At 71.5% G+C, this 22,846-nt stretch carries 21 protein-coding genes; 10 read left to right on the top strand and 11 right to left on the bottom strand.

What is annotated here, in order from left to right; genetic code table 11:
- Window positions 1-12: 12 nt before the first annotated feature.
- The 5 genes from CHF16_RS20495 to CHF16_RS20515 form a co-directional block, all read right to left on the bottom strand.
- On the bottom strand, window positions 13-1,317 hold the full coding sequence (locus CHF16_RS20495; RefSeq protein WP_089327682.1) for an MFS transporter: 1,305 nt from the start codon (window positions 1,315-1,317) through the stop codon (window positions 13-15).
- A gap of 76 nt (window positions 1,318-1,393) precedes the next feature.
- Window positions 1,394-2,125: a TetR/AcrR family transcriptional regulator gene (locus CHF16_RS20500; protein ID WP_089327683.1), complete on the bottom strand. Its 732-nt coding sequence runs from the start codon at window positions 2,123-2,125 to the stop codon at window positions 1,394-1,396.
- Window positions 2,126-2,211: 86 nt separating this feature from the next.
- A complete protein-coding gene (locus CHF16_RS20505; protein ID WP_245868882.1) occupies window positions 2,212-3,984 on the bottom strand; it encodes an ABC transporter substrate-binding protein in 1,773 nt (590 codons plus the stop codon).
- A gap of 202 nt (window positions 3,985-4,186) precedes the next feature.
- Window positions 4,187-5,266 (bottom strand): inositol-3-phosphate synthase, encoded by a 1,080-nt coding sequence (locus CHF16_RS20510; protein ID WP_089327685.1) that lies wholly within the window; start codon window positions 5,264-5,266, stop codon window positions 4,187-4,189.
- Between the two features lie 68 nt (window positions 5,267-5,334).
- The gene (locus CHF16_RS20515) at window positions 5,335-5,958 is read right to left on the bottom strand and encodes a PadR family transcriptional regulator (protein WP_089327686.1); all 624 of its coding nucleotides are present in this window, start codon (window positions 5,956-5,958) and stop codon (window positions 5,335-5,337) included.
- Between the two features lie 1,085 nt (window positions 5,959-7,043).
- On the opposite strand from CHF16_RS20515, the gene CHF16_RS20520 reads away from it, so the two are divergent.
- From CHF16_RS20520 to CHF16_RS20530, 3 genes are all read left to right on the top strand, one after another.
- On the top strand, window positions 7,044-9,644 hold the full coding sequence (locus CHF16_RS20520) for a transglycosylase domain-containing protein (protein ID WP_143228069.1): 2,601 nt from the start codon (window positions 7,044-7,046) through the stop codon (window positions 9,642-9,644).
- A 732-nt stretch (window positions 9,645-10,376) separates the two neighbouring features.
- Window positions 10,377-12,560: a transglycosylase domain-containing protein gene (locus tag CHF16_RS20525; RefSeq protein ID WP_245868885.1), complete on the top strand. Its 2,184-nt coding sequence runs from the start codon at window positions 10,377-10,379 to the stop codon at window positions 12,558-12,560.
- Between the two features lie 166 nt (window positions 12,561-12,726).
- Window positions 12,727-14,181 carry a glycosyltransferase family 87 protein gene (locus tag CHF16_RS20530; RefSeq protein ID WP_245868901.1) on the top strand — a complete coding sequence of 485 codons (1,455 nt, stop codon included), beginning with the start codon at window positions 12,727-12,729 and terminating at the stop codon, window positions 14,179-14,181.
- A gap of 79 nt (window positions 14,182-14,260) precedes the next feature.
- On the opposite strand, the gene CHF16_RS20535 is transcribed toward CHF16_RS20530, so the two are convergent.
- Complete coding sequence (locus CHF16_RS20535) at window positions 14,261-15,196, bottom strand: MerR family transcriptional regulator (protein ID WP_089327690.1); 936 nt, start codon at window positions 15,194-15,196, stop codon at window positions 14,261-14,263.
- 202 nt (window positions 15,197-15,398) lie between these two features.
- On the opposite strand from CHF16_RS20535, the gene CHF16_RS20540 reads away from it, so the two are divergent.
- Entirely contained in the window at window positions 15,399-15,866 is a 468-nt protein-coding gene (locus tag CHF16_RS20540; protein WP_179271616.1) for a barstar family protein, read from the top strand.
- 4 nt (window positions 15,867-15,870) lie between these two features.
- Here CHF16_RS20540 and CHF16_RS20545 read toward each other — a convergent pair whose 3' ends face one another.
- The 3 genes from CHF16_RS20545 to CHF16_RS20555 all read right to left on the bottom strand — a co-directional run bounded on the left by CHF16_RS20545 (window position 15,871) and on the right by CHF16_RS20555 (window position 17,531).
- The gene (locus CHF16_RS20545; protein ID WP_089327692.1) at window positions 15,871-16,251 is read right to left on the bottom strand and encodes a DUF4190 domain-containing protein; all 381 of its coding nucleotides are present in this window, start codon (window positions 16,249-16,251) and stop codon (window positions 15,871-15,873) included.
- A 166-nt stretch (window positions 16,252-16,417) separates the two neighbouring features.
- Window positions 16,418-17,185, bottom strand: a complete 768-nt coding sequence (locus tag CHF16_RS20550) for a deoxyribonuclease IV (RefSeq protein ID WP_089327693.1) — start codon at window positions 17,183-17,185, stop codon at window positions 16,418-16,420.
- A gap of 40 nt (window positions 17,186-17,225) precedes the next feature.
- Window positions 17,226-17,531 (bottom strand): hypothetical protein, encoded by a 306-nt coding sequence (locus tag CHF16_RS20555; RefSeq protein ID WP_089327694.1) that lies wholly within the window; start codon window positions 17,529-17,531, stop codon window positions 17,226-17,228.
- Window positions 17,532-17,751: 220 nt separating this feature from the next.
- Between CHF16_RS20555 and CHF16_RS20560 the strand changes: the two genes are divergently transcribed.
- The 6 genes from CHF16_RS20560 (at window position 17,752) to CHF16_RS20585 (ending at window position 20,952) form a co-directional block, all read left to right on the top strand.
- Window positions 17,752-17,934, top strand: coding sequence for a hypothetical protein (locus CHF16_RS20560; RefSeq protein WP_089327695.1), 183 nt, complete (start codon window positions 17,752-17,754; stop codon window positions 17,932-17,934).
- 282 nt (window positions 17,935-18,216) lie between these two features.
- Entirely contained in the window at window positions 18,217-18,507 is a 291-nt protein-coding gene (gene rpsF, locus CHF16_RS20565) for a 30S ribosomal protein S6 (RefSeq protein WP_089327696.1), read from the top strand.
- A gap of 37 nt (window positions 18,508-18,544) precedes the next feature.
- The gene (locus CHF16_RS20570; RefSeq protein WP_089327697.1) at window positions 18,545-19,108 is read left to right on the top strand and encodes a single-stranded DNA-binding protein; all 564 of its coding nucleotides are present in this window, start codon (window positions 18,545-18,547) and stop codon (window positions 19,106-19,108) included.
- 84 nt (window positions 19,109-19,192) lie between these two features.
- Complete coding sequence (gene rpsR / locus CHF16_RS20575; protein WP_026403973.1) at window positions 19,193-19,429, top strand: 30S ribosomal protein S18; 237 nt, start codon at window positions 19,193-19,195, stop codon at window positions 19,427-19,429.
- A gap of 16 nt (window positions 19,430-19,445) precedes the next feature.
- Window positions 19,446-19,892: a 50S ribosomal protein L9 gene (rplI, locus tag CHF16_RS20580; RefSeq protein ID WP_089327698.1), complete on the top strand. Its 447-nt coding sequence runs from the start codon at window positions 19,446-19,448 to the stop codon at window positions 19,890-19,892.
- A gap of 358 nt (window positions 19,893-20,250) precedes the next feature.
- Entirely contained in the window at window positions 20,251-20,952 is a 702-nt protein-coding gene (locus tag CHF16_RS20585; RefSeq protein WP_089327723.1) for a peptidoglycan recognition protein family protein, read from the top strand.
- A 30-nt stretch (window positions 20,953-20,982) separates the two neighbouring features.
- Here the strand turns inward: CHF16_RS20585 and CHF16_RS20590 are convergent, their stop codons facing one another.
- Together CHF16_RS20590 and CHF16_RS20595 are read right to left on the bottom strand one after the other, a co-directional pair.
- Window positions 20,983-21,171 carry a hypothetical protein gene (locus CHF16_RS20590; RefSeq protein ID WP_089327699.1) on the bottom strand — a complete coding sequence of 63 codons (189 nt, stop codon included), beginning with the start codon at window positions 21,169-21,171 and terminating at the stop codon, window positions 20,983-20,985.
- Between the two features lie 65 nt (window positions 21,172-21,236).
- Window positions 21,237-22,562, bottom strand: coding sequence for an MATE family efflux transporter (locus tag CHF16_RS20595; RefSeq protein ID WP_089327700.1), 1,326 nt, complete (start codon window positions 22,560-22,562; stop codon window positions 21,237-21,239).
- Window positions 22,563-22,846: the final 284 nt, after the last annotated feature.

A 22,846-nucleotide genomic window follows, 5' to 3' on the forward strand; every position in this document is an offset into this window, starting at 1 on the left:
GGTCGGCGCGGGTCAGCGCAGGGCGTGCGCGGGGCGGTGCATGCGGGACGCCGCCGTGCGGTAGGCGACCGCTCCGGCGGCGTAGGCGGCGATCACGGCGAGCAGTGTCGGGAGGGCGCGGCCGTCCGAGGGCAGCCAGGCCGCGGCCGCCGCGGCCGCCGCCGCGAACGTCGCGTTGAAGAGCATGTCGTAGACGGCGAACACCCGTCCCCGGTACGCGTCGTCGATCAGTTCCTGCAGTGTCGTGTCGACGCACAGCTTGACGCCCTGCGACACGACGCCCAGCAGGAACGCGCCGGCCGCCCAGGGGCGCTCGGTGAACGACGTCCCGAGCAGCAGGAGGCTCAGCGCCGCCGCGGCGAGCAGCCACGCCGTCCACGCCTGCTTGCTGATCCGCCGCACCACCGCCGGGGTGATCAGCGCCGCCGCGAAGTACCCGGCGCCGGACACCCCGAGCATGAGCGCGAACACCTCCAGGCCCCGGTCGGGGTCGTCGGCGAAGTGGTTGCGGCACAGCAGCAGCGTCATGATCAGGACGACGCCGTACAGGAACCGGTGGAACGAGATCGCGCCGAGCGCCAGCGCCGCCTGCGGGCGCCGCGCGATGTGCCCGCCCCCGGCCGCGAGCCCGCGCAGGACGCCGCCGAGCGCGTCCCGGACGCCGGGCGCCGCCTCCGGCCGGGCGCCGCCCGCCGCGTGCGGGCCGAGCAGCCCCTTCGGCAGCGTCGTCGCGATCAGGCCCGCCAGGACGAACAGCGCCGCCGCGGCCACCAGGATCAGCGCGGTGCCGTCGTGTCCCGCGCCGAACAGCCGGCGCAGCAGGTAGCCGGCCCCCGCGCCGGCGAACGAGATGATCGTCCCGGACGTGACCGAGAACGCGTTCGCCGTCACCAGCTGCTCGCGCCGCACCACGTGCGGCAGCGCCGCCGACAGCGCGGAGAGGAAGAACCGGTTGACGCCCAGCACGACGAGGACGCCGAGGAAGAAGCCGAGGCCGTCCCGCCCGGCGGCGACCAGGCCCGCGACGGCCAGTACCAGCATGGCGCGCAGTACCGGCGTCCAGACGAGGATCTGGCGGCGCCGCCAGCGGTCGATGAACACGCCCGCGAACGGTCCGAGCACCGAGTACGGCAGGAGCGTCACCGCGAACGCCGCCGCGGCCTTGCCCGCCGTCGTCTGCCGTTCGGGGGAGAAGAACACGTAGCCGGCGAGGGCCACCTGGAACAGGCCGTCGGTGAGCTGCGAGGCGAGCCGGGTCGCGTACAGCCGCTGAAAATCCCGTTCACGCAGGATTCCCCGCAACTCGCCCGTTTGCATCTGATCAGGGTATGCGCTGCCGGCACGCGCCAGGGCCGCGCTCACGGCGTGCACGGCGTGCCCGGGCCTCCGGCCGTCAGCCGGGACGGGAGGCGTCGCGCTCCAGGCCGTCGAGGAGGGCCTGGAGGCCGAACGCGAAGGCCCCGCCGGGGAACGCGGTCCCGCCGGGGGACGCCGCCCCGCCGGGGGACGCCGCCCCGCCGGGGGACGCGGCGTCGCCGGTGGCCGCCGCGGTCCGCACGCGGGCGCGCAGGCGCGGGAAGCGCTCGGCGATCTCCCGGGCCTGCGCCAGGGACGCGTCGACGTGCTCGCGGCCGCCGCCGTTCCGGCCGAGGCCGCGCCTGACGGAGGCGGCGGCCGCGACACCGGCCGCGTTGCCGAGGACGTAGGTGAACACCGCGGTGGCCGCCCTGTCTGCGTCCGCGCCGGTGAAGCCACCGGCCTCGTAGACGGCGAGCTGGTGCTCGTCATGTCGGGCCTTGCTCTCGCCGTAGACGACGTGCGCGGCGAAGACCTGCACGAGCCACGGGTGCCGGGTGAACAGCCGGTACAGGTCGGTGGCCATGGCGGTGGCGGCGGCGCGCCAGCCGCCGGCGCGCGGGTCGGGGAGCGTGAGCTCGCCCCAGACCCGGTCGGTGGCCAGCAGGACCAGGTTGTCCTTGCTCTTCACATGCCAGTACACGGCCGTGGCGGCGGAGTCGAGGCGCTTGCCCAGCGCGCGCATGTTGAGCCCTTCGAGCCCCTCGTCGTCGAGCAGCGCGATGGCGGTGCGGACGATCTGGTCCAGGGAGAGGGTGCCGCGCGGCATGGACTCCACCGTATGCACCACTTGCACACCGTTCAAGTGGTCACCCCGGCCCGCTCCGGCCGCCCCGGTCTGCCCTGGCCCCCGGGTCAGCTGAGCCAGAGGCGGGTGTAGTCGTAGCCGGAGGTGGTGGGCAGGTAGAGCGCGCCGTGGACGCGGGACGAGTGGAAGAGCGTCTGCGCCCGGTCGAGCAGCGGGACGATCACCGCGTCCTCCATGATCTTCTGATCGGCCTGCTGCCAGTAGCCGGCCGCGCGGCCCGCGTCCGGGGCGGTCAGGGCCGCGTCGATCAGTGCGTTGACCTGCGGGTTGTTGTAACCGCCGTAGTTGGTGGAGTTCTGCCCGTAGCCGCGGCCGTCGAACAGCGGCTGGATGATCGACCGGCCGTTGTTGCCGTACCAGTCCGGCACCCAGCCGGGGGCGGCGATGTCCCATTCGCCCGCGCGCCCGCGCGCGGGGGTGCCGAGGGTGCCGGCGTAGAAGGAGCCGCCGGAGTCGGCGATCAGCTCGGTCTCCACCCCGCACGCGTCGAGATTGTCCGCGATCGACTGGGCGATGAGCTTGTGGACGCTGTTCGTCCGGTACGGGAACTTCAGCTTGAGCCCGGTGCGGCCCGTCCGGCCGAGCAGCTCCCGGCACTTGGCGGGGTCGCCGGTCTCGCCCGGCGTCGGGTAGTGCTCGATGGCGGAGTAGCCGGAGTTCCCCGGCGGGATCACCGTGTGCAGGGGCCGCGCCACCGACGGCCCGCCGACGATCTTGATGAGCGCGCTGCGGTCGACCGCGTACTCCAGCGCCTGCCGGACCGCCCGCTCGCCGAGCGCCCCGCGGTTGTTGGGGCTGCGCAGGTTGAACACCAGGTACGGGCTGCTGTTCGGCGTCTCCCGGATCGCGAAGCGCGGGTCGTCGCGGAGCCGGGGGATCGCGGACGTCGGGACGGGCTGGTCCCAGGCGAGGTCGGCGGTGCCCTGCTCCAGCTGCTGCTGGACGGCCTCCGGCGAGTCCTGCCCGAGCGTGATCCGGATCTTCGCGACGTGCCGCTCGCGCAGCGGGTCGGCCGCCGCCCGCCACGCCGGGTTCCGGGACAGCTCGTACGACAGGCCCGGCCGGTACTCGGTGATCTGGTACGGGCCGTTGGAGATCGTGTTCCGCCGGAGCTGCGGGCCGTCCGGGACGTAGGCGTCGTACTCCTTCGGCGCGGCGGCGGTGTAGGGCAGCGCCAGCAGGTTGAGGAAGTCGCTGGCGGGGCGCCGCAGCCGGAACACGAGCGTCCGGTCGTCCGCGGCGCGCAGCCCCTCGATCGCGTGGTCGCGCTGGTACGCCGCCATCGCCGCCGGGTCCTTGGCGTCGACCCGGGCGTAGCCGCGGCAGAACTCGTCCATCCCCTTGATCGTCGAGACGAAGTAGCCCTTGCCGGACGACGGCGCCGCCGGGTTGCAGAGCCGCTCGAAGCCGCGGACGAAGTCGTGCGCGGTCACCGGGCGCGGCGGGTCGGTGTTCCACAGCACGCCCGTGCGCAGCCGCACCGTGTAGCTGCGGCGGTCCTTGCCGATGTCGCCGTTCTCGCGGGTCGGGACGCGCTCGGCGACGTCCGGCCGGACCGGCACCGTCTCCTGGAAGTCGTTGGACGCGCGCGTCCCGAACAGCGTCCGGGCGAAGGTGCGGGTCAGGCCGTACGCGCCGACGCTCGACACCGACGCCGGGTCGAGGTGCTCGACGTCGGACGAGCCGACGATCCGCAGCGTCCCGCCCTCGCGGGGCCGGCCCGCGGCGGAGGCGTCGTCACCTCCCCCGGCGCATCCGGCGAGGCCCACCATCAGCCCCGTCAGCCCCACCGTCACCTTGTACATCTGGCGTGCCGTCACGTCTTCACCTCGGACACTCGGAACCTGGCGCGCAGTCACCGGCGGTGTCACAGTAGGGCCACAGAGTGACAAAGGGCCGGTACATCACCGTTTTCTTCTAGAAGTAAGGACGCCCTGACAGTGGAGTGTCCACTCTCAGGGCGTCCTTTGGGACTTTTGTGATCGGGCTCTCAGCGAGCCGCGATCGGCCGGTCGGCCGGGATCAGCGCTCGACCTCGCCGCGGATGAACTTCTCCACCGCGTCGTGCGCCTGGTCGTCGTTGTACTGCTCCGGCGGCGACTTCATGAAGTAGGAGCTGGCCGACAGGATCGGGCCGCCGATGCCGCGGTCCTTGGCGATCTTCGCGGCGCGCACCGCGTCGATGATCACGCCGGCGGAGTTCGGGGAGTCCCAGACCTCCAGCTTGTACTCCAGGTTGAGGGGCGTGTCGCCGAACGACTTGCCCTCCAGCCGGACGTAGGCCCACTTGCGGTCGTCCAGCCACGGCACGTGGTCGGACGGGCCGATGTGCACGTCGGCCTTCGCCATCTCGTGCGGGATCTGCGAGGTCACCGACTGCGTCTTGGAGATCTTCTTGGACTGGAGCCGCTTGCGCTCCAGCATGTTCATGAAGTCCATGTTGCCGCCGAAGTTGAGCTGGTACGTGCGCAGCAGCTCGACCCCGCGGTCCTCGAACAGGCGGGCCATGACGCGGTGCGTGATGGTGGCGCCGACCTGCGACTTGATGTCGTCGCCGACGATCGGGACGCCCGCGTCGGTGAACTTCTGCGCCCACTCGGGGTCGCTCGCGATGAACACCGGCAGCGCGTTGACGAACGCGACCTTGGCGTCGATCGCGCACTGGGCGTAGAAGCGGTCGGCCTCCTCAGAGCCCACCGGCAGGTACGACACCAGGACGTCGACCTCGGCGTCCTTCAGGGCCTGCACCACGTCGACCGGCTCGGCGTCGGACTCCTCGACCATGTCCAGGTAGTACTCGCCGAGGCCGTCGAGGGTGTGGCCGCGCTGGACGGTGACGCCGGTCGGGGGGACGTCGGCGAACTTGATCGTGTTGTTCTCGCTGGCGTGGATGGCCTCGGACAGGTCCATCCCCACCTTCTTGGCGTCCACGTCGAACGCGGCGACGAACTCCACGTCGCCGACGTGGTACTCGCCGAACTGGACGTGCATCAAGCCGGGGACTCGCGTCTCGGGGGCCGCGTCCTTGTAGAACTCGACACCTTGGACGAGCGAAGAGGCGCAGTTGCCCACACCCACGATGGCTACGCGCACCGAACCCATCCGGTTGCTCCTTCTCTCTTGCGGAACATGTGGTGTTTCACCCGCCCCCGAAGGCGCCGGGCCGCGGCTCAGCGGCCCTCGTCCCGAGGCATGTCCTGATCAATTCGCTTGGCTGACTGTGCTTGCTGCTCCTGCTCGGCCCGCTCGCGCCCGATGAGCTCGTTGAGCCATCTCACCTCGCGCTCGACCGACTCCAGCCCGTGGTTCTGCAGCTCCAGGGTGTAGGAGTCGACGCGCTCGCGGGTTCGCGCCAGGGCGGCGCGGACGCTCTCCAGGCGCTCCTCCAGCCGGCTGCGCCGGCCTTCGAGGATCCGCAGCCGGACGTCGGCGCGGGTGTGCGAGAAGAAGGCGAAGTGAACGCCGAACCCCTCGTCCTCCCACGACGCCGGACCGGCCTCGGTGAGGAGCTGCTGGAGGCGCTCCTTGCCGTCGGCGGTGAGCTTGTAAACGATCTTCGACCGGCGGCTCTGCAGTGCCAGCGGTGTGTTCGCCTCGTCCGGACGGTCTTCGACGATCATTCCGTCCGTGAGAAGCTGCTTCAGGCACGGATAGAGGGATCCGTAGGAGAACGCCCGGAACATCCCCAGCAGGGCATTGAGCCGCTTGCGCAGCTCGTAGCCGTGCATGGGAGCCTCGTGCAGCAGGCCGAGCACGGCGAGCTCCAGCACGCCCGCGCCCTTCCTGGCCGCCATCCCGGTTCCCTCTCTCGCAGAGACCGATGTCTCGATCCGATGTATCGAGTGAATGTATCGACTCGATACATCGACAAGATACGTACGAGGCCCCGTCCTGGCAAGTGGCGGTGTCACGGGCGGTGGTGCGGACGGGGTGCGGACGGGGTGCGGACGAGGTGGGTCCGGCCGGACGGGGGCGTCGAGCCGCGGCGGCGCGGGAGGCGTACTAGTCGGTGTGAGCACCGAATACGCCGAAATCAGGGTGTATGTGGCGGAAATATGTCAAAGTTGCGCCAGGAACCACCTGGCCCGTCACGGGGTCCCGGGCGGCTGACAGCACGGAAGGAGAACCCGGCCGCCTCCGCCGGAAGGGGCGCGGACCGGCCGGGATGGAACTTCACCATGCATGCGCTCCCCCCGCTCACCAGCCCGCACAGTACTCTTCGGACGGCGCACGAGTCGCAACAAGGGCCGGAGGCCGCCCCGGGCCACTGGCAACAACCGTTGTCCCCTGTTGATGAGGTCGCGTGAGTAATCCAAGCCAGCCCCGACCGGAACCCGGGTCGCAGCGGCCGGGCGGGCAGCAGAACCCCCGTCCCGGCGATCCCGGGCGTCCGGGCACCGACGACGCCCCCGGCGCGCCGCGGAGCCAAGGCCCCGCGGACGGTCCGGGCTTCATGGGCGGCCACGCCGTCCCCGGCGGAGGACCCGCCGCACCGCTGGGCGGTGCGGCGCCGACCGCGCCGACTCCCGCGATCCCGCCGGCGCCCCCGTCCCAGGGCCGCCACGCCGCCGGGCCCGCCGCACTCGGCCGGCCCGCTCCGGGCCAGCCGGCTCCGGGCCAGCCTGGAGCGCCGGGCGGACCTGGAGCACCGGGCGGTCCCGGAGCGCAGGGCGGACCTGGAGCGCAGGGCCAGCCCGGAGCGGCCGGCAGGCCTTCGGCGCCCGGCGGCCCGCCCGCGCTGCGCGGGCCGGGGCAGCAGGGCGCCTCCCCCATGGGCGGTGCGCAGCCCCCGCAGGGCGGGCCGATGCGGCCGGGTGGGCCGCCCGCGCCCGGCGGAGGTGCGCCGGGACGGCCCTTCGCGCCCGGCGGTCCGGGGCCCATGAGCGGGCCTCCCGGCATGGGCGGTCCGGCCGGAGCGGCCGGGATGGGCATGGCCGGGGCGGCCGGCGGGGCGGCGAAGCCCGGCGTCAAGGACAAGCTCAACGAGCTCGGGAAGACCGGGCAGGAACTCGCGGGGAAGCTCACCGCGAGGTTCCAGGGGAAGGGCGTCCGGGCGGCGAACCGGTCCGGCGGCCCGGCGGGACCCGGCGGCCCGGGCGGGCCAGGCGGTCCAGGCGGTCCCGGTGGACCTGGAGGACCGGGCGGTCCCGGTGGTCCGGGCGGGCCGGGGCGGCACGGGACGCCGCCGGGCCCGCAGAAGAAGGGCGTCCTCGGGCACCTGCGGTCCCGGGAGACCGGCTGGCGGCGGTACATCCCGTCCTGGAAGATCGTGGCCGGTGTCTGCGGGCTCGGCGTGGCCGCGTTCATCACGCTGATCTGGGTGGCCTACACGAACACGCCCACCCCCGCCGAGCCGACGGTCGCGGGCGTCGAGGACCAGGCGTCCATCTTCTACTACACCGACGGCACCGAGATCGGACGGATCGGCAAGAAGCGGCAGAGCGTCGAGCTGAAGCAGATCCCGCCCTTCGTCCAGGACGCGGTCCTGGCGGCGGAGAACCGCAGCTTCCGCACCGACCCCGGCTTCTCGATCAAGGGCACGACGCGGGCGGTGTGGGACAACCTGACCGGCGGGTCCGGCGGCGGTTCCACGATCACGCAACAGCTCGCGAAGAACTACTACTCCGATCCGAACAACCGGACGGTCAACCGCAAGTTCAAGGAGCTGTTCATCTCCTTGAAGCTGGAGGACAAGTACACCAAGGACGAGATCCTCAAGCTCTACCTGAACACCATCTACCTCGGCCGCGACACGTACGGCATCCAGGCGGCGTCCCGCGAGTACTTCGGCAAGGACGTCTGGGAGCTGAAGCCGGACCAGGCCGCCCTCCTCGGCGGGATCATCCAGAACCCGAACAAGGACGCGGGCCTCAAGGCGAACGAGGCCTACGTGAAGGCGCGGTACCAGTACACGCTCAAGGGCATGGTCTCGATGGGCAAGCTGAGCGAGGCCGACGCCGCGAAGTACATGCAGCGCCTGCCCAAGATCAGCAAGCCGGGCAGCGACAAGCAGCTCTACGGCGGCCAGCGCGGCTACATGCTGACCCGCGCGATGGAGGAGCTGCGCCGCCAGGGCATCGACCGCAAGGAGCTGACGACCGAGGGCCTGCGCGTCTACACGACGTTCGACCGCCGGCGGATGTCGATGGCCAAGCGGGCGGCGGAGAAGACCGTCCCGCAGGTCAACCCGAAGAAGCTCGCCAAGAAGAAGATCCGCGTCGGGCTGGTGTCGGTGAACACCGCCAACGGCGAGGTGATGGCCTTCTACGGCGGGCCCGACTACCTCGACCAGTCGTTCAACAACGTGTGGCAGGGCTCGGCGCAGGCCGGGTCGGCGATGAAGCCGTACGTGCTGGCGACGGCGCTGAAGCAGAACTACAGCCTGAAGAGCCTGGTCGAGGGGCGCTCGAAGACCCCGATCGGCCCGGACGGCAGCGTGGTCTCCAAGGACGACCCGAACGCCGTGATCGTCCCGAACAGCCATGACGTCGGCCCGGCGATCAACCTGATCACCGCGACGAAGGACTCGGTGAACACCGCCTTCCTCCAGCTGATGGGCAAGGTCGGCATCGAGGAGGCGATCAAGACCGAGACCGATGCCGGCATCGCGTCCGACCTGCTGACGCCGCACAAGTGCTGCCTGAACCTGGCGCTCGGCGTCAACAACATCCGGCCGGTCGAGCAGGCCGCCGGGTACGCGGTGTTCGCCAGCGGCGGCGTCTACCACCAGCCGCACGTGATCCGCGTCGTCCGGTACAGCGACAACAAGCGGGTCCGGCTGAAGCCGAAGGTCGAGAAGCACCGCGTGTTCAGCACGAAGGTCGCGGCGGACGCCACGTACGCGATGCAGCAGGTCATCAAGAGCGGTACCGCGACGGCGGCGGCGCTGCCGGACGGACGGCCGGCCGCGGGCAAGACCGGCACCACCGACCGGAACGTCTCGTCGTGGTTCGTCGGCTACGTCCCGCAGGTCTCCACCGCCGTGACGATCTACAACGACGCGGTCGGCCCGGACGGGAAGAAGAAGTCGGTCATCCTGCCGGGGATCGGCGAGGTGGAGGGCGGTACGATCCCCGCCCGCATCTGGCGGTCCTACATGTCGAACGCGGTGCAGGGCATGGAGGTCCAGCCGTTCCCGCCGCCCGCGTGGGGCGGGATCGTGCAGAAGTGGGCCAAGCCGCCGGAGAAGAAGAAGGACCGCAGGCCGCCGTGGTGCGACAACCCGATCGGCCGGCACGACCCGCGCTGCCAGGGCGACGGCGGTGACGGCGGCGACCAGGGGAACCTCCCGCCGTGCCAGTCGCCGTTCTCCAACGGCGACTGCGACCCGAACAAGCCGCCGAGCAACCCGCCGCCCCGCTGGTGGTGCCAGATCCACCGCGGCGATCCGGCCTGCCGGCGCGGCGGAGGGCGCGCCTTCGGCACCGCGGAGACCGAGCGCCTCGCGCCACTGGCCCCGCTGGGACGGCCGCCGGAATGAACCGGCCGGCCGCCCGCCCCGAACCGTCCACTGGAAACTGTGGGGGTGTGACATGAAGCATGATCGCGAAATGCCGCACGCCAGCGGCCCCGATCCCGCGCGCCCGGCGGGCCGGAGGAAGGGCGGCCACGCCTCACCGGCCTCCGCAGGCGCGGCTGCACAGTACGCTCGGACGACGCATAGCCGTCCCCCAGTTGATGAGGCCGCGTGAGTAACCCAAGCCGATACGGACCGGACCACGGAGAGAACGCCGGCCGGAGGGGCTCCCCCCGCCCCGGCTCCGCGGGCACGCCGTCCGGCGGGCAGCGCGGCGGGCCCCCCGGCCCGCCCACGCCCGGTAGGACGCCGCCCGGCAGGACGCCGCGTCCCGGTGGCAGGGCGGGCGGTCGGGCCGGCGGGCCCCAGCGGGCGGGCGCGCCCGGCGGCGGGCGGCGCCGCGGGGCGCCCATGGCTTCACGGTCGGGGCCCGGAGGGCCGCCGCCCGGACGGCGCGGTCAGGGCGGCCCCGGCGTACCTGGCGGGCCCGGAGGCCCGGGCGGACGCGGCCCCGGCGGGCGCGGACCGGGCGGACCCGGTGGACCTGGCGGGCCGGGAGGCCCCGGCGGTTCCGGCGGTGGCGGTGGCTTCTGGGACGACGAGGGCGGCCGCGGCCGAGGCCGGCCCCGGCGCGAGAAGCGTCCGGACGACCCGGAGAAGACCGGCTGGCGGCGGTACATCCCGTCCTGGAAGGTCATGGTCGCGGTCGTCAGCGTCATGATCCTCGGCCTGGCCACCCTCGTCGTGGTCGCCTACGCCAACACCCCCCTGCCGACCAAGGCGCAGCAGGACGCGCTCCGCCAGGAATCGGTGATCACCTACAGCGACGGGTCGACGCTCGCCCGGATCGGCACCCACCGCGAGGACATCGCGCTCGACAAGGTGCCCGACTTCGTGGTGAACGCGGTGCTCGCCGCGGAGGACCGCAACTTCTGGAGCGAGCCGGGCATCTCCCCGACCGGCATCGCGGGCGCGGTGTTCCGCGCCGCGACCGGCGGCGAGGTCGCCGGCGCCTCGACGATCACCCAGCAGCTCGCCCGCAACTACTGGGCGAACCTCAGCCAGGACCGCACGGTCAGCCGCAAGCTCAAGGAAATCCTCATCTCCATCCGGATGGGCAAGGAGATGGACAAGAAGAAGATCCTTGAGCTGTACCTCAACGTCGTCCCGTTCGGGCGTGACTCCTACGGCATCCAGGCGGCGTCCCGCGCCTACTTCCACAAGCCCGTCACGGAGATCAACGTCAACCAGGCGGCGATGCTCGCGGCGATGATCCAGCGGCCCGGCTACTTCGTCACCTACGGCCCGACGTCCAACCCGGCCAAGCAGGCGCTGGTCAACCGCTGGAACTACGTCCTGGACGGGATGGTCGAGAAGGGCTGGCTCGACCAGACCAAGCGCGGCGCGGCGAAGTTCCCGCAGACGCAGAAGGAGTGGAGCGACGCCCCGGACGACCCGAACGCCGGCTACCTGCAGGCCCGCGTCATCAACGAGCTGGAGTCGCTCGGCATCGACCGGCAGCGGCTGGCGACCGGCGGCCTGCGGATCAAGACCACCTTCAACAAGGGGTTGCAGGACTACACCAACAAGCTCGTCAAGCAGATCAAGAAGGAGAACAACCTCAAGTCGGACATCTGGTTCGGGCTCGCGTCGATCGACCCGAAGACCGGCGGCGTGGTCGCGGCCTACGGCGGCCCCGACTTCCGCAAGCAGGCGTTCGACAACTCCTTCCAGGGCAAGGTGCAGCCGGGTTCGTCGTTCAAGCCGATCGTGCTGGCCACCGCGCTCGACCAGGGCATCAGCCTGAAGACGACGATGGACGGCCGCTACAAGCGGGTGATCAACGGTGCGACGTTCACCAATGACAGCACCTCCGAGAACGGCGTCTACAACCTCAAGCAGATGACCGCGATGTCGATCAACACGGCGTACGTCGAGCTCGGGCAGAAGGTCCAGCTCTCGAACGTCATCGACATGGCCAAGAAGATGGGCATCCCCGAGAAGACCCCGAACCTCGACCCGACCTACACCTCGCTGCCGCTCGGCGTCATCGACGCCAGCGCGGTCACGATGGCGTCGGTCTACTCGACGTTCGCGGCCGGCGGCGAGCACCGCCAGGCGCACGTGATCGCGAAGATCACGGACGCCAAGGGCCACACCGTCGTGAACAACGAGAACAAGCCGCTCGACAAGCTGCCCTGGCAGAAGCCGACGCGGGCCTTCTCCGAGGAGGTGGCGGCGGACGCCACGTCCGCGATGCAGGCGGTCGTCCAGTCCGGCGGTACCGGTACCCGGGCGAGCCTCGGCTCCCGCCCGGTCGCCGGCAAGACCGGTACGACGGACGAGAACAAGTCCGCCTGGTTCGTCGGCTACACGCCGGAACTGGCGACGGCGGCGGCGATGTGGCGGCAGGACAAGAACGGCAACCGCAAGTCGCTGATCGGCGTCGGCGGCTACAACCAGGTCTACGGTGGTACCGTCCCGGCCGAGCTGTTCAAGCGCTTCATGCTGAAGGCGCTGGAGGGCAAGGAGATCAGCCAGTTCCCGCCGCCCGCCAACGTCGGCCAGCTGGCCCCGTGGGCGAAGGCGAAGCCGACCCCGACGCCGTCGAACACGCCGAGCCCGACCACCTCGCCGAGCTGCCGTCCGGGCCAGCCGAACCAGGGTCCGGACTGCCCGTCGACCTCGCCGACCACGCCGACCGTGTCGCCGCCGAACAACCAGGACAAGCCGTGCGACATGTTCAACCGGCCGGCGGGCTGCAACCCGAACCTGCCGCCGGAGGGCGACAAGAGCTGGTGGTGCGCGCAGCCGCAGCACCGCAACGATCCGGCCTGCCGCGACCAGGATCCGCCGAACCCGGAGAACGACGGCGCATAGCGGTCCCCGCCGGCGCCGCGCAGCGGTACCCGGCGGCGCCGCGTAGCGCGGCCCGACGGCGGGCGGACGGCCCGGAGCCCACCCGGCTCCGGGCCGTTCCCGTGTCCGGCCGGCGACCGGGTCCCGTGATCGCCGCCACTGCCGGGGACCAATAGTCTTGCCTTCCATGTCGTCGTCTTCTGAGGGGCTCGCGATGTCCGCCGGCAGCGACCCGGCGGACGGCCGCCCCGGAGCGCACCCGCCCGGCCGGCTGATGCGGCTCGCGCCGGTGCTGACGGGCCTCACCGCCCTCGTGTGCCTGCTCGGCTGGCTGCAGAAGCAGCCCTGCGCGTCGTCGCGGTTCGACTTCCTCAAGACGACGGCGAACGCCTGCTACACCGACATCTACCCGCTCTACTACGTGCGCGGGCTGAGTGACGGCAAGCTCCCCTACTTCGACTCGCTTCAGGGCTCCGACATCCACTACGTCGAGTACCCGGTGCTCAGCGGCGGCTTCATGCAGCTGGTGGCGTGGCTCGTCCGCCCGTTCGGGGAGGACGGGCGCGGGATGGCGTTCTACAACGTCACGGCGCTCATCCTCGCCGTCCTCGCGGTCGTGGCCGTCCTCGCCACGGCGTACGCGGCGGGCCGCCGCTCGCTGCGCGCCGGGCTGATGGTGGCGCTGTCCCCCGCGCTGCTGCTCACCGCGTACATCAACTGGGACCTGCTCGCGGTCGCGCTGTCGGCGCTCGCGGTCGCCGCCTGGTCGGCGCGCCGCCCGGCGCTCGCGGGCGTCCTGCTCGGGCTGGCGATCGCCGCGAAGTTCTACCCGCTGCTGTTCCTCGGCCCGCTGGTGCTGCTGTGCGTCCGCGCCGGGCAGTGGCGCGCCATGGGCCGCCTGCTCGCCGGGGCCGCGGGCGCGTGGCTGCTGGTCAACCTGCCGGTGATGCTCTTCGCGTGGGACGGCTGGCTGGAGTTCTACACCTTCAGCCAGAAGCGCGGCATCGACTGGGGCTCGATCTTCTTCGTGCTGCAGGACCACGGGCTGCCCGAGCCCGCCGCCGACACCGGCCTGCTCAACCTGCTCGGCACCGGAACGTTCCTCGTCCTCGCCGCCGGCATCGCGGCCCTCGCGCTCGCCGCGCCGCGCCGCCCGCGGCTCGCGCAGCTGCTGTTCCTGGTGCTCGTCGCGTTCATGCTGCCGAACAAGGTCTGGTCGCCGCAGTACGTCCTGTGGCTGCTGCCGCTCGCGGTGCTGGCCCGTCCGAAGCTGCCCGCGTTCGTCGCCTGGCAGATCGGCGAGATCATCTACTTCTTCGGCATCTGGTGGTTCCTGCTGTCGGTGTCCGGGCAGACGCAGGGCGCGAACCTGTCCGACACCGTGTCGGCGGTGCTGAGCCTGGACGCGCCCGAGGGCGGCATCAGCCAGGGCGTGTACTCGCTCGCCCTGCTCGCCCGGTTCGTGACCGTCCTGGTGCTGGCGGCCCTGGTGGTGTGGGACATCCTGCGGCCGTCCGACGACGCGGTCCGGGAGGGCGGGGTGGACGACCCGGCGGGCGGCGTGCTCGACGGCGCCGAGGACGTCGTGTCACTGGGGCGCCTGCGCGGCGCTCGCCACGCCGGCGCCCCAGCACCGTCCTGACCCGCGAACCCTCCGGCCCGCCGGGTCGGCCGCGGACCGCGGGGGTGGTCCGCGGGGGTGGTCCGCGGGGCCGCCCGGCTCAGCCGAGCCGGTTGCGCAGCGCCTCGGCGAACCATTCGAACGACGGGGTCATCGCGGGCCAGGTGGGCCAGCCGTTGATGACGGCGATCAGCTGCCAGTACCGTTCCGCGCGCGGGTCGGTACCGATCTCGATCTGCTCCAGCAGCTTCCGCCGGAACTCGGCGCCGTCCGCGGTGCCATGGGCCGCCGCGTAGGCGGCCACCAGCTCGTCGACGACGGGGCCGGCCGCGTCCGAACCGGGCTCGATCCCGTCCGCGATCGCCGCCGCGATCTTCTCCCCCGTCTCGCGGCCGAGGGCCTCCGGGTCCTCGGGGTAGGCGCTCTTCTCGATCTGGGCGGCCTGGTGCTCGGCCATCCGCCGCACCGACGCCCGGAAGCCGGGGTCGCCGACCAGCTCGGCCAGCTCGACCCACGCGTCGACCTGCTCGGGCGCGGGGTCGTCCGGGAGCTCCGGCAGCCCGGACCGCATCTTCGCCTCGAAGTCGGGGTCCAGGTCGAGCCCGGCGAAGGACTCGTCGATGAAGTCGGTGATGATCCGCCGGCGCTCCTCGTCGGACAGCCGGGCGAGCTTGTGCATGATCTCGATCTCCTCCGGGGTGGATCCGCGTTTCGCCACCGCCCGCAGCACGGCGCGGCGCAGCCTGAGCGTCCGGATCTGCACGTCCAGCGCCTCCGCGTGCGCCGCCGCGACCTCCCCCATGCCGATCTCGCGGGCCAGGACCCGCTGGATCGTGCCGAGGTCGACGCCGAGGTCCCGCAGCGTCCGCACCATGTCGAGGCGCGCGGCGGCCTCCGCGTCGTACAGCCGGTAGCCGACTTCGGTACGGCAGGTGGGCGGCACGACGCCTTCGTCGGAGTAGAACCGGATCGTCCGCACCGGAAGCCCGGTGCGCCGCGCCAGTTCCCCGATCGTGTACAAGGCGTCGCCGTCCATGCCCTTCACCCTGCGCCCTCCACCCGCTGGAGACTCAAGCCCCTATCCTCCACGGGCGCCGCGCGGGGACGTTTCGTGGCCGGAATCTGCCTGCGCCGGGGGATTCTCCCGCCGGATGCCGGGGAACTGATCGCGGCGGGCGGGATCGCCCGGCCCCCCGCGGGGACGGACCGCGGGGACGCGGAACCTGCCGGGAGAGGACGTGGACGCGAACCAAGCACTGAACGAGCTGCTCGCGGGGCGGCTGGAGCCGGGCGTCTACCAGTGGCGCACGGCCCCGGTGCCGGGCGCGGTCGGTGACACGAGCTGGACGGAGCGGGCCGAGGAGTCCGGCTGGCGCGGTTTCCACATCGACGGCCGCCGCGCCCGCGACAAGGCCGGGTTCCTGCGGACGTGCGCCGCCGTGTTCGAGGCGCCGGCGCTGGCGGGCGGCGACTGGGACGAACTCGCCGCGGCCGTCAAGGACCTGTCGTGGGCGCCCGCGAAGAACGGCTACCTGGTGCTGTACGAGTCCTGGGCCGAACTGGCCGACACCGACCACAAGTCGCTGCGGATGGTCCTCGACGTGTTCGGGGACGCGGTCAAGGCGTGGCGGCCCACCCCCACCCCCATGACCGTGCTGATGTCCAGCGTGGGGGTGGAGGTGGCGGGCGTTCCCCGGCTGGCCTGAGCGGTCAGGAGTACGTGCCGCCGCTGCTCGCGGCGAACATGGCGATCCCGAGCATGTAGAAGAGCAGGATGAGCAGCCAGCCCGCGCTGATCAGGTAGCCGAGGATCAGGCCGGTGACGGCCATGCCGTGGCCGCCCTCGCCGGTCCGCTTGATCTGGCTCAGCGAGACGTGCCCGAAGATGATCGCGAGGACGGACGTCACACCGCACGCGAAGAACCCGATGAGCCCGCAGACCAGCGACGCCGTCGCCATCCCGTTGGTCGGCGGGGCGACCGGCATCGAGGCCCCGTAGTAGTGGTGCTGCACGGCCGGAGGCTGGGAGTAGGACTGGGCGTACGGGTCCTGCGAACCGTAGCCGTAGGGGTCGTAAGGGGGCTGTGCCATGTGCTTCCCGATCGGTTCGCGCGCCCGCCGCCGGAGAGGACGCGCGTGCGCTGAGGGCTGGGTTCCGGATTATGCCAGTGTGACGTGACCTTCGGATTTTGTCGTCAGGCTGGTCGCACCCGGTTTAGATGCCGCGCACGCTGCGCGGGTTCCAGCCGCCCGCTCCTCAGAGCTTCGAGCGCAGCCACGCGATGTCGTCGGCCTGCCCCGCCGCGGGCGTCTCCACGACCACCGGGGCGCCCGCGGCCCTGACCACGGTGAGGATCAGCTCCGGGTCGATGCTGCCGCTGCCGAGGTTGGCGTGCCGGTCGGCACCCGACCCGAACGCGTCCCGGCTGTCGTTGCAGTGCACCAGGTCGACGCGGCCGGTTATGGCCTTGATCCGGTCGACGGCGTCCACCAGCTCCTCGCCGGCCGCGTGCGCGTGGCAGGTGTCGAGGCAGAAGCCGAGCTTGCCGTCCAGCCCGGAGACTCCCGACAGCACCTCCCACAGCCGGGCGATCCGGTCGAACTTGCGGGCCATGGCGTTCCCGCCGCCCGCCGTGTTCTCGATGTAGACCGGAATCGGACACTCGACCCGCTCGAACACCTTGCGCCAGTTCTCGAAGCCCGTCTCGGGGTCGTCGTCCTTCAGCACGTGCCCGCCGTGCACGATCAGCGCCTTCGCGCCGATGGACGCGGCCGCCTCCAGCTGCTGCGTCAGGTTCTTGCGGCTCGGGATGCGGATCCGGTTGTTCGACGTCGCGACGTTGATCGTGTACGGGGCGTGCACGTAGACGTCCACGCCGGAGCCCGCCAGCGCCTCGACGCCCTCCGGCAGGACGGGCTTCTTCCAGCCCTGCGGGTCGCCCAGGAAGAACTGGACGACGTCCGCTCCGACCGCGCGGGCGTTGTCGAGCGGGTTCTGCTGGTCGACATGGGCTCCGATGCGCATGCCGACGAGCCTATCCGCGCCCTGCGACACCCGGGACGGGTCAGAGGGAGAAGCCGCCGTTGCTCAGCGCGAAACCGGTGCCGATGAACGCGGTGATCATGCCGATGACGTTCAGCCACCGCTCGTTGGTCGTCCCCGAGATCATCTGGGAGTACAGCGCGAGCGGCAGCCCGATCACGCCGAGCACGGCGCCGGGGAAGTGGGTCTCGGGGAACCAGCCCAGGAAGAGGGCGGCGACCCCGATGGTGATGGCGGCCACCGCCAGCACGCTCTGCAGCCGGCGGGGCTCCTGCCTGGTCGCGGCACGGGCCGGCGTCTGCCGGGCGTCGGTTGCCTCCTGCGGCATCGGATCCTCCTCGGGTGGTGCATCCCGCGCCTGGGGCGCATGGTGAACGCGGGACCGGACGGACCATGCCCATAAGGGAATTCCCAGCCCAAGCGAAGATCAACCAGCGTGGGCGGTCGGAAAATGTCGGCGGCACCCGGTACTGTCGAACATGGATTCGAGAACACCGGCTCGGTCCGGCCCCCGAGGGGAAGCGGGGGAGAGCAGGAGGTTGCACACCGTGACGAAAGCGGAGTTGGGGCTCATCGGCGACGCGGAGCTCGTCGAGGAGCTGTCCCTGCTGACGACCCAGACCGCCCGCATGCGCGCCCGCATGGCCGACATCATGGCCGAACTGGAACGCCGCCGCTGCGCCAGACCCGCCAGACCCACCAGACCCACCCACCCCGCCCAGCGCCGCTGACCACCCAGGGTCGGCGCCAGCGCACCGGTCCGGGAACCGACGTGTTGTCTTTGTGGGGGGCGACCCCCACACCCCCGGCAGAGCACAGGTCGGTTCCCTCCGTTCCGCTGGCGCTCCACTGCGGGAACCGACCTGTGCGCCCCCGACTGTTGGTAGCCTGTATCGGTCTCGCGGCAGGTGCACCCGGCAATCCGGGGACCCGCGCCGCCGCGGCGGACGCAAGAGCCCTCCTGTCACGGAGAGACCGTGACCGCATCAGTCCAGAGGAGGTAGGGACACAGCATGCGTCGTTACGAACTCATGACCATCCTCGACCCCGCCATCGACGAGCGCACCGCGAACACGGCGCTCGAGCCGTTCCTGAAGGTCGTCCGGGACGGCGGCGGCAGCGTCGAGAACGTCGACGTCTGGGGCCGCAAGCGCCTGGCGTACGAGATCCAGAAGAAGTCCGAAGGCATCTACGCGGTGATCGACCTGTCGGCCGAGCCTGCCACGGTCAAGGAGCTCGACCGGCAGCTCAACCTGAGCGAGTCGATCCTCCGCACGAAGGTCATCCGCCCCGAGGTCCACTGAGCCAGGCTCAGCCCTCACAGCAGCCGGAGCGAGCCCCATGGCAGGCGACACCGTAATCACGATCGTCGGGAACCTCGTCGAGGACCCGAACCTCCGCTTCACCCCGAGCGGCCAGGCCGTCGCGTCCTTCCGCATCGCCTCGACCCCGCGGTTCTTCGACCGCCAGTCGGGCGACTGGAAGGACGGCGAAGCCCTGTTCCTGACCTGCAACGTCTGGCGGCAGGCCGCCGAGAACGTCGCCGAGACCCTGCAGCGCGGCATGCGGGTCATCGTCCAGGGACGCCTCAAGCAGCGGTCGTACGAGACCCGCGAGGGTGAGAAGCGCACCGTCTTCGAGATCGAGGTCGACGAGGTCGGCCCGTCGCTGCGCAACGCCACCGCCAAGGTCAACAAGACCCAGCGGCAGGGCGGTGGCGGCGGCTTCGGCGGCGGTGGCGCCCAGGGCGGCGGCGGATTCGGCGGCGGCGGTCAGGACGGCGGCTTCGGCGGCGGCGGCCAGCAGGGCGGCGGCTTCGGCGGCGGCCAGCAGGGCGGCGCCCCCGCGGACCCGTGGGCCACCGGCGGCGGTGGCGGCGGCTACTCCGACGACCCGCCGTTCTAGGACCCGGCGCTCCGGCGCGACGACGACACCATCCAGTACACGTCCATTCCCGCGTGAGCGGGGCTCTCCCAAAGGAGCACCACGATGGCGAAGCCACCTCCCCGCAAGCCGAAGAAGAAGGTTTGCGTTTTCTGCCAGGAGAAGATCTCCTACGTCGACTACAAGGACACGGTCCTGCTGCGGAAGTTCATCTCCGACCGCGGCAAGATCCGTGCTCGGCGGGTGACCGGCAACTGCACCCAGCACCAGCGGGACGTCGCCACGGCGATCAAGAACGCCCGCGAGATGGCGCTGCTGCCGTACACCAGCACCGCGCGCTGAGGCAGGGGGAAAAGTCATGAAGCTCATCCTGACCCAGCAGGTCTCCGGGCTCGGCGAGCCCGGTGACGTCATCGAGGTCCGCGACGGCTACGGCCGCAACTACCTCGTCCCGCGCGGGTTCGCGATCAAGTGGACCCGGGGCGCGGAGAAGGAGATCGACTCCATCAAGAAGGCGCGTTCGGCCCGCGAGATCGCGACCGTCGAGCACGCCAAGGAGGTCGCCGACCAGCTCGGCGGCCTGCGCGTCACGCTGCGCACCCGGACCGGCAGCAACGGCCGGCTGTTCGGCGCGGTGACCGCCGCCGACATCGCCGCCGCGGTCCGCGACGCCGACGGCCCCGACCTGGACCGCCGCCGCATCGAGATCGGCAACCCGATCAAGACGGTCGGCACCCACCGGGTCAGCGTGCGCCTGCACAGCGACGTCAGCGCCACGATCGACGTCAACGTCGTCGAGGCCTGACGCACCTCCGCATCACCGGACGGCCCCCGAGCCCGCAGGCTCGGGGGCCGTTCCACGTCCACCCGCGCGAGGACCCGCGAGACGGCTCTTCATCCCGCAATCTCTTGCACAAGTGCAGGGCGACTCCCGTCCAAAGGGAGGAATCGTGCGCTGGGTTTCATGTGAAACGTCCCCGAACCGCCCGGTGTTTGGGTGATCGTTAGAGCGGCCATGACGTTCCGTGATCAGTTGATCCGGAATGAGGGGGGACGGTGTGAACGCGCATTCGGGGGACGGCGCGGACGACCGGGACCGGCGCGGCCTGCCCGTGACGCGCCGGGCGATCATCGGCGGCGCGGCGGGGGCGGGCCTGCTGCAGATGCTCTCTCTGGCGTCGCCACTCCAGAATGGAGCCATGGCGGACGAGAGGATCGCGGCCCCCGCCGACTTCACGGCGGAGGACCCGCACGTCTACACGCGCGCGGAGTGGAACGCGAGGGCGCCGAGGCGGCCGGCCAAGGTCCTGAAGCGGGCACCGGACCGCATCGTCGTGCATCACACCGCCACGGCCAACAGCAGCGACATGTCGCAGGCCCACGCGTTCGACCTGTCGCGGTCCATCCAGCGCTGGCACATGGACGGCAACGGCTGGGACGACAGCGGCCAGCAGCTCACCATCAGCCGCGGCGGCATCGTGATGGAGGGCCGCAACCGCAGCCTGAAGGCGATCCGCGCCGGTGAGCTCGCGGTGGGGGCGCAGGTCCTGCACCACAACCAGCACACGATCGGCATCGAGAACGAGGGCACGTACACGTCGAAGGCGGTTCCCGGCACGCTGTGGAACTCGCTGGTGGAGGTGTGCGTGTGGCTGTGCCGGCAGTACAAGCTGGACCCGGCCGAGGCCATCGTCGGGCACCGCGACTACAACAACACGACGTGCCCTGGTGACCGGCTCTACGCGCGGCTGCCGGAACTGCGCCAGGCGGTCGCCGACCGTCTGGTGGGCTCCACTCCAGGTCAGGGCAACGGCAGCGAAGGCTCGATCCTGCCGATTCTGCCGTCCCTCAACAATCTGACCTGAGCGCCTCGCGGAGGGACGGCGGTGCGAGGGTCAGGAGTCGGGGGTCGTGTAGCGGGTCCGGCGGCGGGCTATCTCGGGGTCGATGCCCTCGATCAGGGACCAGATGCCCGCCACCCGTTCCACCAGGGTCTCCGGAGGCAGCCCGGCCAGGCCCTCGGCCGCCAGGTCGTCGATCGCCTGCGTGAGCCGGGCCATCCGCTCGCCGTGTGTGGAACACATGTTCGAATCGTAGCGGGTGGGATCGGTGGTGCGGGTGCGATTCCTCGGATCGGCCCGCGCGCGTGTCAGCGGACGGCCCCGGTGACCATCCAGCGGTCGCCGCGGGCGCGCAGCCCCAGGGTGGTCATCCGGGTCAGCATCCACAGGCCGATCGCGACCCACAGCCCGATGAGGCCCGCGTCCGCCCGGTACAGGATGATCGCGGCGGGCAGGAAGACGAGCGTCGCGATCAGCGTCGTCGCGGCGAGGTAGGCGCCGTCGCCCGCGCCGATCAGGATGCCGTCCAGGACGAACACCACGCCCGCCACCGGCTGCAGCACCGCGACGAGGAGCAGCGAGGCGAGCAGCAAGCCGCGGACGTCGCCGTCCCCGGTGAACAGGCCGGGCAGCCACGGGCGCACGGCGAGGACGGCCAGCCCGAACGCGACGCCGCAGCCGACGCCCCACCAGACCATCCGGCGCGTGATCGCGCGGGTGCCCGGGATGTCGGACGCGCCCAGGTAGCGCCCGGTGATGGCCTGCCCGGCGATCGCGATGGCGTCGAGCGCGAACGCCAGCAGCGTCCACATCTGGAAGCCGACCTGGTACGCGGCGATCTCCTCGTCCCCCATCCGGGCGGCGATCGACGTGCCCACGATGAGGACGATGCGGAGCGCGGCCGTCCGCACCAGGAGGCCGAAGCCCGCGGTGGCGGACGTGCGCAGCCCGTCCAGGTCGGGGCGGACCGGGGCCCCGTGGCGGCGCGCCCCGCGCAGGACGACGGCCGTGTAGACGGCGGCGCTGCCCGTCTGGGCGAGGACGGTGCCCCAGGCCGATCCGGCGATCCCCCAGTCCAGGATGAGCACGAACACCGCGTTGAGCAGCAGGTTCGCCGTGAACCCGCCGATGGAGACGGCGAGCGGGGTGCGCGTGTCCTGCAGGCCGCGCAGGACGCCGGTGCCGGCGAGGACCAGTAGCATCGACGGGATGCCGAACAAGCTCACCCTGAGGTAGGTCACGGCGTACGGGGTCACGGTGGGGGACGCGCCGAACGCGTCCACGATCCACGGGACCAGCGGCCAGCCGGCGACGATCAGCACCGCGCCGATGGCCACCGCCAGCCACATGCCGTCGATGCCCTGCCGGATCGCGGCGCGCATGTCCCCGGCGCCGACCTGCCGGGCGACCCCGGCGGTGGTGCCGTAGGCGAGGAACACGCAGAGGTAGACGAGGGTGTTGAGGGCCTGCCCGGCGACGCCGAGCCCGCCGAGCTGGGCGGTGCCGAGATGCCCGACGATCGCCGAGTCCGAGAGCAGGAACAGCGGTTCGGCGACGAGCGCGCCGAACGCCGGCACGGCGAGGCGCAGGATCTCGCGGTCGTGCGCGGTCGCGAGCCGCCGGGGAGTCGTCACCGCGCCGAGGCTACCACCTGGGTAACCTACCTAATGACTTCAAGCCTTACATGAAGGTGGACGGCCGACTTTCTTTCCCGCACAGCCGGTGGACGACGTTGTCGCAGGTCAGCACGGCAGTGCGGAATTCGTCCACCGGAAATCCACAGAGTTGTCCACAGGTCGTGCACAACCTGGACGGCGTGTCTGCACAGGCTGTCCACAAGGTTGTCCACAGGCTCCTTTGCCCTTCGCCGCGCGGCCTCGGGAGAATGTCCGACGCGTCAGATAGACGTGGACGAACG

Source organism: Actinomadura meyerae (genome assembly GCF_900188445.1).
Classification (GTDB): domain Bacteria; phylum Actinomycetota; class Actinomycetes; order Streptosporangiales; family Streptosporangiaceae; genus Spirillospora; species Spirillospora meyerae.

What these genes read in the sequence shown, in the direction of transcription:
- CHF16_RS20495 (WP_089327682.1), bottom strand. Translation starts at nt 1,317, where the DNA reads ATGCAAACGGGCGAGTTGCGGGGAATCCTGCGTGAACGGGATTTTCAG.
- CHF16_RS20500 (WP_089327683.1), bottom strand. Translation starts at nt 2,125, where the DNA reads ATGCCGCGCGGCACCCTCTCCCTGGACCAGATCGTCCGCACCGCCATC.
- CHF16_RS20510 (WP_089327685.1), bottom strand. Translation starts at nt 5,266, where the DNA reads ATGGGTTCGGTGCGCGTAGCCATCGTGGGTGTGGGCAACTGCGCCTCT.
- CHF16_RS20515 (WP_089327686.1), bottom strand. Translation starts at nt 5,958, where the DNA reads ATGGCGGCCAGGAAGGGCGCGGGCGTGCTGGAGCTCGCCGTGCTCGGC.
- CHF16_RS20520 (WP_143228069.1), top strand. Translation starts at nt 7,044, where the DNA reads ATGAGCGGGCCTCCCGGCATGGGCGGTCCGGCCGGAGCGGCCGGGATG.
- CHF16_RS20525 (WP_245868885.1), top strand. Translation starts at nt 10,377, where the DNA reads ATGGTCGCGGTCGTCAGCGTCATGATCCTCGGCCTGGCCACCCTCGTC.
- CHF16_RS20530 (WP_245868901.1), top strand. Translation starts at nt 12,727, where the DNA reads ATGTCGTCGTCTTCTGAGGGGCTCGCGATGTCCGCCGGCAGCGACCCG.
- CHF16_RS20535 (WP_089327690.1), bottom strand. Translation starts at nt 15,196, where the DNA reads ATGGACGGCGACGCCTTGTACACGATCGGGGAACTGGCGCGGCGCACC.
- CHF16_RS20545 (WP_089327692.1), bottom strand. Translation starts at nt 16,251, where the DNA reads ATGGCACAGCCCCCTTACGACCCCTACGGCTACGGTTCGCAGGACCCG.
- CHF16_RS20550 (WP_089327693.1), bottom strand. Translation starts at nt 17,185, where the DNA reads ATGCGCATCGGAGCCCATGTCGACCAGCAGAACCCGCTCGACAACGCC.
- CHF16_RS20555 (WP_089327694.1), bottom strand. Translation starts at nt 17,531, where the DNA reads ATGCCGCAGGAGGCAACCGACGCCCGGCAGACGCCGGCCCGTGCCGCG.
- rpsF (WP_089327696.1), top strand. Translation starts at nt 18,217, where the DNA reads ATGCGTCGTTACGAACTCATGACCATCCTCGACCCCGCCATCGACGAG.
- CHF16_RS20570 (WP_089327697.1), top strand. Translation starts at nt 18,545, where the DNA reads ATGGCAGGCGACACCGTAATCACGATCGTCGGGAACCTCGTCGAGGAC.
- rpsR (WP_026403973.1), top strand. Translation starts at nt 19,193, where the DNA reads ATGGCGAAGCCACCTCCCCGCAAGCCGAAGAAGAAGGTTTGCGTTTTC.
- rplI (WP_089327698.1), top strand. Translation starts at nt 19,446, where the DNA reads ATGAAGCTCATCCTGACCCAGCAGGTCTCCGGGCTCGGCGAGCCCGGT.
- CHF16_RS20585 (WP_089327723.1), top strand. Translation starts at nt 20,251, where the DNA reads ATGCTCTCTCTGGCGTCGCCACTCCAGAATGGAGCCATGGCGGACGAG.
- CHF16_RS20590 (WP_089327699.1), bottom strand. Translation starts at nt 21,171, where the DNA reads ATGTGTTCCACACACGGCGAGCGGATGGCCCGGCTCACGCAGGCGATC.